The 6,878-nt window shown below is 70.3% G+C and carries 7 protein-coding genes and 1 pseudogene; 6 read left to right on the top strand and 2 right to left on the bottom strand.

The annotated features are described in order from the left end of the window. Both RT309_RS12930 and dcd read right to left on the bottom strand, forming a co-directional pair. A pseudogene (locus RT309_RS12930) lies at positions 1-222 on the bottom strand (hypothetical protein); the annotation flags it as partial. A gap of 1 nt (position 223) precedes the next feature. Continuing rightward, positions 224-829 carry a dCTP deaminase gene (gene dcd / locus RT309_RS12935; RefSeq protein WP_313357651.1) on the bottom strand — a complete coding sequence of 202 codons (606 nt, stop codon included), beginning with the start codon at positions 827-829 and terminating at the stop codon, positions 224-226. 50 nt (positions 830-879) lie between these two features. Here dcd and RT309_RS12940 point away from each other — a divergent pair, with 50 nt between their 5' ends. From RT309_RS12940 to RT309_RS12965, 6 genes are all read left to right on the top strand, one after another. After that, complete coding sequence (locus tag RT309_RS12940; RefSeq protein ID WP_313357653.1) at positions 880-1,401, top strand: 2'-5' RNA ligase family protein; 522 nt, start codon at positions 880-882, stop codon at positions 1,399-1,401. A gap of 143 nt (positions 1,402-1,544) precedes the next feature. Then, entirely contained in the window at positions 1,545-2,111 is a 567-nt protein-coding gene (locus tag RT309_RS12945; protein ID WP_313357655.1) for a TasA family protein, read from the top strand. 105 nt (positions 2,112-2,216) lie between these two features. After that, on the top strand, positions 2,217-2,747 hold the full coding sequence (locus RT309_RS12950) for a signal peptidase I (RefSeq protein ID WP_313357657.1): 531 nt from the start codon (positions 2,217-2,219) through the stop codon (positions 2,745-2,747). Positions 2,748-2,896: 149 nt separating this feature from the next. Next, positions 2,897-4,735, top strand: a complete 1,839-nt coding sequence (locus tag RT309_RS12955) for an Ig-like domain-containing protein (RefSeq protein ID WP_313357658.1) — start codon at positions 2,897-2,899, stop codon at positions 4,733-4,735. Beyond that, on the top strand, positions 4,735-5,505 hold the full coding sequence (locus RT309_RS12960; RefSeq protein ID WP_313357660.1) for a response regulator transcription factor: 771 nt from the start codon (positions 4,735-4,737) through the stop codon (positions 5,503-5,505). The genes RT309_RS12955 and RT309_RS12960 overlap by 1 nt, the downstream gene beginning before the upstream one ends. Next, positions 5,498-6,727 (top strand): HAMP domain-containing sensor histidine kinase, encoded by a 1,230-nt coding sequence (locus RT309_RS12965; protein ID WP_313357662.1) that lies wholly within the window; start codon positions 5,498-5,500, stop codon positions 6,725-6,727. The genes RT309_RS12960 and RT309_RS12965 overlap by 8 nt, the downstream gene beginning before the upstream one ends. Positions 6,728-6,878: the final 151 nt, after the last annotated feature.

Consider the following 6,878-nt stretch of genomic DNA (forward strand, 5'->3'; position numbering starts at 1 on the left):
CGGCGGAATGACCGGCTCCGCGAGCAGCGCCTCGGGGATCACCGGGGCGGGGATCACCGGGTCGGGGATCGTCGCCTCGGGCACGTCGAGCTCGGGCACGGCCGCCTCCGGCACGGCCGACTCCGGCACGTCGAGCTCCGGCACAGCCGACTCCGGCACGTCGAGCTCCGGCACGGCCGACTCCGGCGCCGCGCCTTCGGCATCCCTCGACGGATCGCTCATGTCAGCCGCCCAGGGCTCCCGCGTCGGACGTGCCGACGTCGGTGCGGTGGAAGTTCTGGAACGAGCGGGATGCCGTCGGCCCGCGCTGCCCCTGATAGCGATTGCCGTAGGGACCGGAGCCGTACGCGTTCTCGGTGGGCGAGGTGAGGCGGAAGAAGCAGAACTGACCGATCTTCATCCCTGGCCACAGCTTGATCGGAAGGGTCGCGACGTTCGCCAGCTCGAGCGTGACGTGCCCGCTGAACCCCGGGTCGATGAATCCGGCGGTCGAGTGCGTGATGAGCCCCAGGCGTCCGAGCGACGACTTGCCCTCCAGCCGAGCGGCGACGTCGTCGGGCAGGGTGACCTGCTCGAAGGTCGCGCCGAGGGCGAACTCGCCGGGGTGCAGAATGAACGGCTCGTCGGGGGCGACCTCGATCAACCTGGTCAGCTCCGGCTGATCCTCGGAGGGGTCGATGAACGGATACTTGTGGTTGTCGAACAGCCGGAAGTACCGGTCGAGTCGCACGTCGACGCTCGACGGCTGCACCATCTGCTCGTCGTAGGGAGCCAGCCCGATGCGGCCCGTTGCGAGTTCTGCTTTGATGTCGCGGTCGCTGAGAAGCACGTGTTCAGCGTAACGGTGCCCCCTGTCGCCAGCCGCACTATTCTCACCTCATGACGCGGGCGCCGGTGATCTCGATCGAGCTGCTGCTCAACGACGTCAGCGAGACCGCCGTGCGCGCGGAGTGGGAGGCCCTCGCCGCCGCCGGACTGTCGAGCATGGCCGCGCACACCGCGCCGAGCAACAGGCCGCACGTGACCCTTCTCGTGCGAAGCGCTCTGGAGCACGTCGATGCCGCCCTCCTCACCGCCCGGCCGGCGTTCGAGGTGCGCCTGGGCTCGCCGCTGCTGTTCGGCCACGGCGACCGGCGGGTGCTGGTGCGCAGCGTCATCCCGTCGTCTGCGCTGCTCGCCCTGCATGACGATGTGCACCGGGCGGCCGGGCCGGGTGACGACGCCCCGCACACCGCGCCGGGCGCATGGACGCCGCACATGACCCTCGCCCGACGGGTGCGGATGCAGGATCTCGAGCGGGCGCTTCCGCTCGTCGGCGGCGAGATCACCGGCACGGCGCGGGCACTGCGCCGCTGGGATGCCTCCACCCGCACCGTCACCGAGCTCGCCCGACTGGGCTGAGCCCGAGACGAAGCACTCTGTGGTCGAACGCTGGCAGAGGCGTTGCCGCGCTGTGGCACGCATGTAACCGGCGCCTCCGTAGCGTCGAATCACAAGCTTCCCCACAGTCCACAGCCGCACCGGCCCAGCAGAACGGAAACACCATGACCGAGATCACCACCACCACCGCCACCCCCGCCAAGTCGCGCAAGCGGCTGATCCTCCTGCCGCTGGCCGGTCTGCTGGTCGCCGCGACCGTGGCCGTCGGCTCGGGTGCGGACTTCGTCGCCAACTCGGTCAACTCCGCCAACGCCTTCAGCAGCGGCACGCTCGCCCAGCAGAACTCCAAGTCGGGCAAGGCGATCTTCAACGCCTCGAACCTCAAGCCGGGCGACACCCTGAACGGCAAGGTGACCATCACCAACTCCGGCACCCTGCCCGCAGCGTTCACCCTCACCGAGAACGCCACCAACGGCTTCGTGAAGACGGAGAACCTCAAGCTCGTCATCACCCGCGTCGGCAGCGGCACCCCGGTGTGGTCCGGCACCTTCGGCGACCTGACCAAGGCCGGCGCGCTCGACCTCGGCGAGTTCGCCGCCGGCGAGTCGCGTGACTACACCTTCAGCACCACGCTGGCGCAGACCGCCGACAACACCGAGCAGGGCAAGAACGCCTCCGCCGTCTACACCTGGGACTCCAAGCAGGCGGCCGCCACGGCCGTCAGCCAGTGACCACCCACCCCTGACCCGGGGCATCCGACATCCGTTCGCCGGGCGCCCCACCCCCGCTGATCGCCCGAGATCGGCACTGATCACCCGAGATCAGAGGAGAAGAGCATGAGCCCCATGAAGACGACCCGCACGATCGGCAGCACCCTGATCGCCGTCGCCGTCGCCTGCGCCATAGCGCTGGTGGGGCTCATGCTCGTCCCGTCGCTGTTCGGCCTCGACCGCTACGTCATCACCGGCGGCTCGATGTCGGGCACCTTCGAGAAGGGCACCGTCGTCTACGAGCGTCAGGTGCCCGTCGCGGATCTGACGGTCGGCGACATCATCACCTATGTCCCACCCAAGGAGTCCGGCATCGATGAGCCGGTCACGCACCGTATCGTCTCGATCGACGACACGGCGGATGCCGAGGGCGGTCGCGTGCTGCGCACGAAGGGCGACGCCAACGACAGCATCGACCCGTGGACGTTCACGCTGGCATCCGCCGTGCAGCCGCGTGTCGAGGGCTGGGTGCCCGCGGTCGGCTGGGTGTTCATCCTGCTGTCGATGTCGGGAGTGCGGATGCTGGCCATCGGCCTTCCCGCCGCGCTGATCGGACTGATGTTCCTGCGCGACCTCCTGCGTGCGCTGCGCAGCTGACGCATCCGCACCCGACCGGTCCCGAAGAGGCCGTGGCTGACCGCCGCGGCCTCTTCCGCGTCCCCACGGGGACGCGTCACCGCCGATCGTGTCCTTGCTGAGGCCCGGCTGTTGCCGGGCTGTAACCGGCTGCTCCGTAACGTCGAAGCATGACCAGGACGAAGGGCACGCCGATGACCGGCACCGCGCTGCGCAACGTCGCGCTCGCCGCTCTGGCCGCCCTCCTGCTGGCCGTCTTCGCCCTGAACGGACTGCAGACCTCCTCCGCCGCCTTCATGTCGCAGTCCGAGAACGCGACGAGCACGGCATCCGCCGCCGCCGACTGGACCCCGCCCACCGTCAGCATCGTCACCCCCGGCGCACCGCTGCGGGGATCCGCGACCATCACCGCCGACGCGGCCGACGCCGAGACCGGCATCGCGAGTGTCGTGGTGCAGTGGCAGAGCGTCGGCGCCGCGACCTGGACGACGCTGTGCAGCACGGCATCCGCGCCCTACCGCTGCAGCTGGGACACGCTTTCCGCAGCCGACGGCGCGTACGACGTGCGCGCCACCGCCACCGACAAGGCGGGGTACGCCACCACCTCGTCGCCGGTGCGCGTCACCGTCGCGAACGCCTTCACCGTGGTGCTCGCCGACCTCGACGAGGCGGTGCGCGGCACGACGCCGCTGACCGCGACGCTGACGGATGCCGATCCGCGGGCCACCTACGGGGTGCGCTTCGAGTACTCGGTCGCTGACGCGAACGGCTGGAAGAGCGTCGCCGGCTGCGCGAGCATCGCCGGCTCCGCGTCGTGCACCGTCAACTGGGCGACGGCGTCACTGGCCAGCGGCGACTACGACGTGCGCGTCGTGGCGTGGCCGACGGCTCGTCCGACCGTCGTCACGACCTCGGAAGTCTCCTCCGTCACGATCGACAACGTCGCGCCCACCGTCACCATGACCGACCCGGGCAGCGTGCTCACCGGCACCGTCACCCTCGCCGCCGCGCCGGCCGATGCGCACTCCGGTGTGGCATCCGTCGCCATCCAGTACCAGCCGAGTGCGGGTGGCGCGTGGACGACCGCCTGCACCATCGTCGACGAGCCGTGGTCGTGCCGCTTCAGCACCGTGCCGCTGCCGTACGGCCGCTACTCGTTCCGCGCCATCGCGACCGACCTGGCCGGCAACAGCACCACGTCGGCCGTGATCACCGGCCGCCTGGTCGACAACACCGTCTCGTCGATCTCGCTCGACGACCCGGGCGCGTTCCTCACCGGAGCCGTGCAGCTGACGGCCACCGCGAACGCCTCGGCCGGGGTGTCGTCGGTCGCGATCCAGTACTCCCCCGCGGGCAGCGGCAAGTGGTCGCCGGTGTGCACCCTCGCCGCGGCGCCCTACGGCTGCGCGTGGGACACCAAGACCGTCGCGGACGGCTCGTACGACCTGCGCGCCGTGCTCACCGACAGCCACGGCAAGCAGACCACCTCGACCGTGCTCGCTGCCCGACGCATCGACAATGCGCCGCTGCGCGGCTCCGACGTGCAGGCCGTCAACGGCGGCAAGGCCGGGGTGATCGACGCCGGCGATGTGCTGGTGCTCACCTACAGCGGACGCGTCAACCCGGCGAGCATCGCGAGCGGATGGGACGGCTCGGCTCGCTCCGTCACGGCCCGGGTGCGCGACGGCGGCATCACGAGTGGGGCCAACGACCTGTTCGACGTGCCGAACACCAACCTCGGCTCCGTCAACCTGCGCGGCAACCACGTCGGCCTGTGGACCACGGCGCAGTTCTCGGCCACTATGACCGCCACGACCGAGACCATCAACGGCGTTCCCGCCACCGTCGTCCGCGTCACCCTCGGTGGCCTGACCTCGGGCTCGGTGCGCACCGTCACCACAACCGCCGCGATGATCTGGACACCCTCCGCCAACGCGACCGACCTCGTCGGCCAGCGCTGCTCGGCAACTCCGGTCACCGAGAGCGGCCCTCTCGACAAGGACTTCTGATGACAACGCCCGACCGCCCTGAAGAGCCTCTCGACGACGTTGATAGCCTCGAGCATGTGGGACGACACATCCTCGTGGTGGAAGACGATGACGGCATCGCGGTGCCGCTGCTGCGCACCCTCGATCGCGAGGGCTACGACGTCGAGCGCGTCGCCGACGGCGCATCCGCGCTCGCCCGTGCGGGAGCAGACATCGATCTGGTCGTGCTCGACCTCGGCCTGCCCGACATGGACGGCCTCGACGTGTGCCGCCGACTGCGCGAGCAGGACTTCACGGGCGGGATCGTCATCCTCACCGCACGCGACGGCGAGCTCGACCGCGTCGTCGGCCTCGACGTCGGTGCAGACGACTACATCGCCAAGCCCTTCGCTCTGGCCGAGCTGCTGGCGCGGCTGCGCGCCCTGCTGCGACGCAGCCCTGCCGCTGCGCCGCAGCCCTCTGCCGAGCGGGCCGCCTCGGCATCCGCCTCTCCCCTGGCACTCGTCATCGATGTCGCCGCCCGTCGCGCCCTCGCCGGCGACCGCGAGCTGCCGCTGAGCACCAAGGAGTTCGATTTGCTGGCCCAGCTCGACATGCAGCGCGGCACCGTGGTGACGCGCGAGCGGCTGATGGACGAGGTGTGGGACGCGAACTGGTTCGGCTCCACCAAGACCCTCGACGTCACCGTCGCCCGCCTGCGCCAGAAGCTGGAGGGGGCAGGCGCCGACGTGCGCATCACCACCCTGCGCGGCGTGGGCTTCCGCCTCGACGAGGGCGCGCCCGATGCATAGACGACTCATCGTCGCCTTCCTCACTCTCGCCATCGCCATCATCGCGCTGTACGGAGTGCCGCGGGTGGTGATGGTCGCCGACCTCGTGCACGCCTCCGAGCAGCAGTACGCGAAGCGGATGGCGAGCATGGTGGGCACCGTGATCGACGCCGGAGCCGGCGCCGACGCCGTCGACGAGAAGCTGCTGGCCGGATTGATCATCTACGGGGAGCGGGTGGCGTACACCGCTCCCGACGGCACCACCGTGGTCACCGGCGCCGACGCCGAACCCGACGACATCACCGGCACCTCGGTCGTCCGCAGCGGCGGCACGGTGTCTTTCACCCGGTCGGGCGAGATCGTGAACGAACGCATCTCGAAAGCCGTGACACCGGTCATCATGATCGGCGTGGGCCTGCTGATCGTCGCGACCATCGCCGCGATTCAGCTCGCCCGTTCGCTGTCGCGCCCGTTCCTGCGGCTGCTCGACACCGTGCGCGAGATCGGCAGAGGCAACCTGCGGCCGCCGAAGCAGAGCCTCGGCGTCCCGGAGGCGCGCGCGATCGACGCCGCGCTGCGCGAGAGCGCGCAGAGTCTCGAAGACCGTCTGCGCCGCGAGCACGAGTTCGCCTCGAACGCCTCGCACCAGTTGCGCACCCCGATCACCGCGCTGCGCCTCGAACTCGAGGATCTGTCGCTGTGGCCCGAGACTCCGCCCGTCGTGCGCGATCAGCTCGACCACGCCGTGCGCGAGATCGACCGGCTGTCGGATGCCATCGCGCAGCTGCTCGAGCTCGCGCGGGGCGACACGCCAGGCGCGACCACCTTCGAGCCGCTCGCCGAGTCGCTGCACGAGTCCGCCGCGCGCTGGCGGGCACAGGCGGATGCCGCAGGTCGCTCCATCCGGGTGGCGCGGATGCGCGACGGCCTCGGCGAGGCCCCGGCTGCGGCGTCGCAGATCATCGACGTGCTGCTTCACAACGCGCTCAGGCACGGTCGTGGCGACATCACGATCGACGCGAAGCGGCGCGCCGAGTACGTCACCGTGCAGGTCGGCGATGAGGGCAGACGTCCGCGCGGCAATTCGATCTTCCAGCGGCGAGCGCATCGGCGCAGCGACAGTGCCGGCGAGGGGATCGGGCTCGCCCTCTCGGTCGAACTCGCCGAGAGCCTGGGCGGGCATCTGCTGCTCGACGGATCCTCGACGACGACGTTCTCGCTGATGCTGCCCGCCCGCGGGTAGCGAGCGGAATGCCCGCGGGTTCTCCGGTGACCCGGCGCTCGAATGTCCGGCCATCCGGCGACGCCCGCTATGATGGCAGACGCGCCGCAAGGCGTGCGGGGCTGTAGTTCAATGGTAGAACTTCTGCTTCCCAAGCAGACAGCGCGGGTTC

Origin of the sequence: Microbacterium sp., assembly GCF_032084865.1 — a bacterium.
In the GTDB taxonomy this organism is placed as follows: Bacteria; Actinomycetota; Actinomycetes; order Actinomycetales; family Microbacteriaceae; genus Microbacterium.

What these genes read in the sequence shown, in the direction of transcription:
- RT309_RS12950 (WP_313357657.1), top strand. Translation starts at nt 2,217, where the DNA reads ATGAGCCCCATGAAGACGACCCGCACGATCGGCAGCACCCTGATCGCC.
- RT309_RS12965 (WP_313357662.1), top strand. Translation starts at nt 5,498, where the DNA reads ATGCATAGACGACTCATCGTCGCCTTCCTCACTCTCGCCATCGCCATC.
- RT309_RS12960 (WP_313357660.1), top strand. Translation starts at nt 4,735, where the DNA reads ATGACAACGCCCGACCGCCCTGAAGAGCCTCTCGACGACGTTGATAGC.
- RT309_RS12955 (WP_313357658.1), top strand. Translation starts at nt 2,897, where the DNA reads ATGACCAGGACGAAGGGCACGCCGATGACCGGCACCGCGCTGCGCAAC.
- RT309_RS12945 (WP_313357655.1), top strand. Translation starts at nt 1,545, where the DNA reads ATGACCGAGATCACCACCACCACCGCCACCCCCGCCAAGTCGCGCAAG.
- RT309_RS12940 (WP_313357653.1), top strand. Translation starts at nt 880, where the DNA reads ATGACGCGGGCGCCGGTGATCTCGATCGAGCTGCTGCTCAACGACGTC.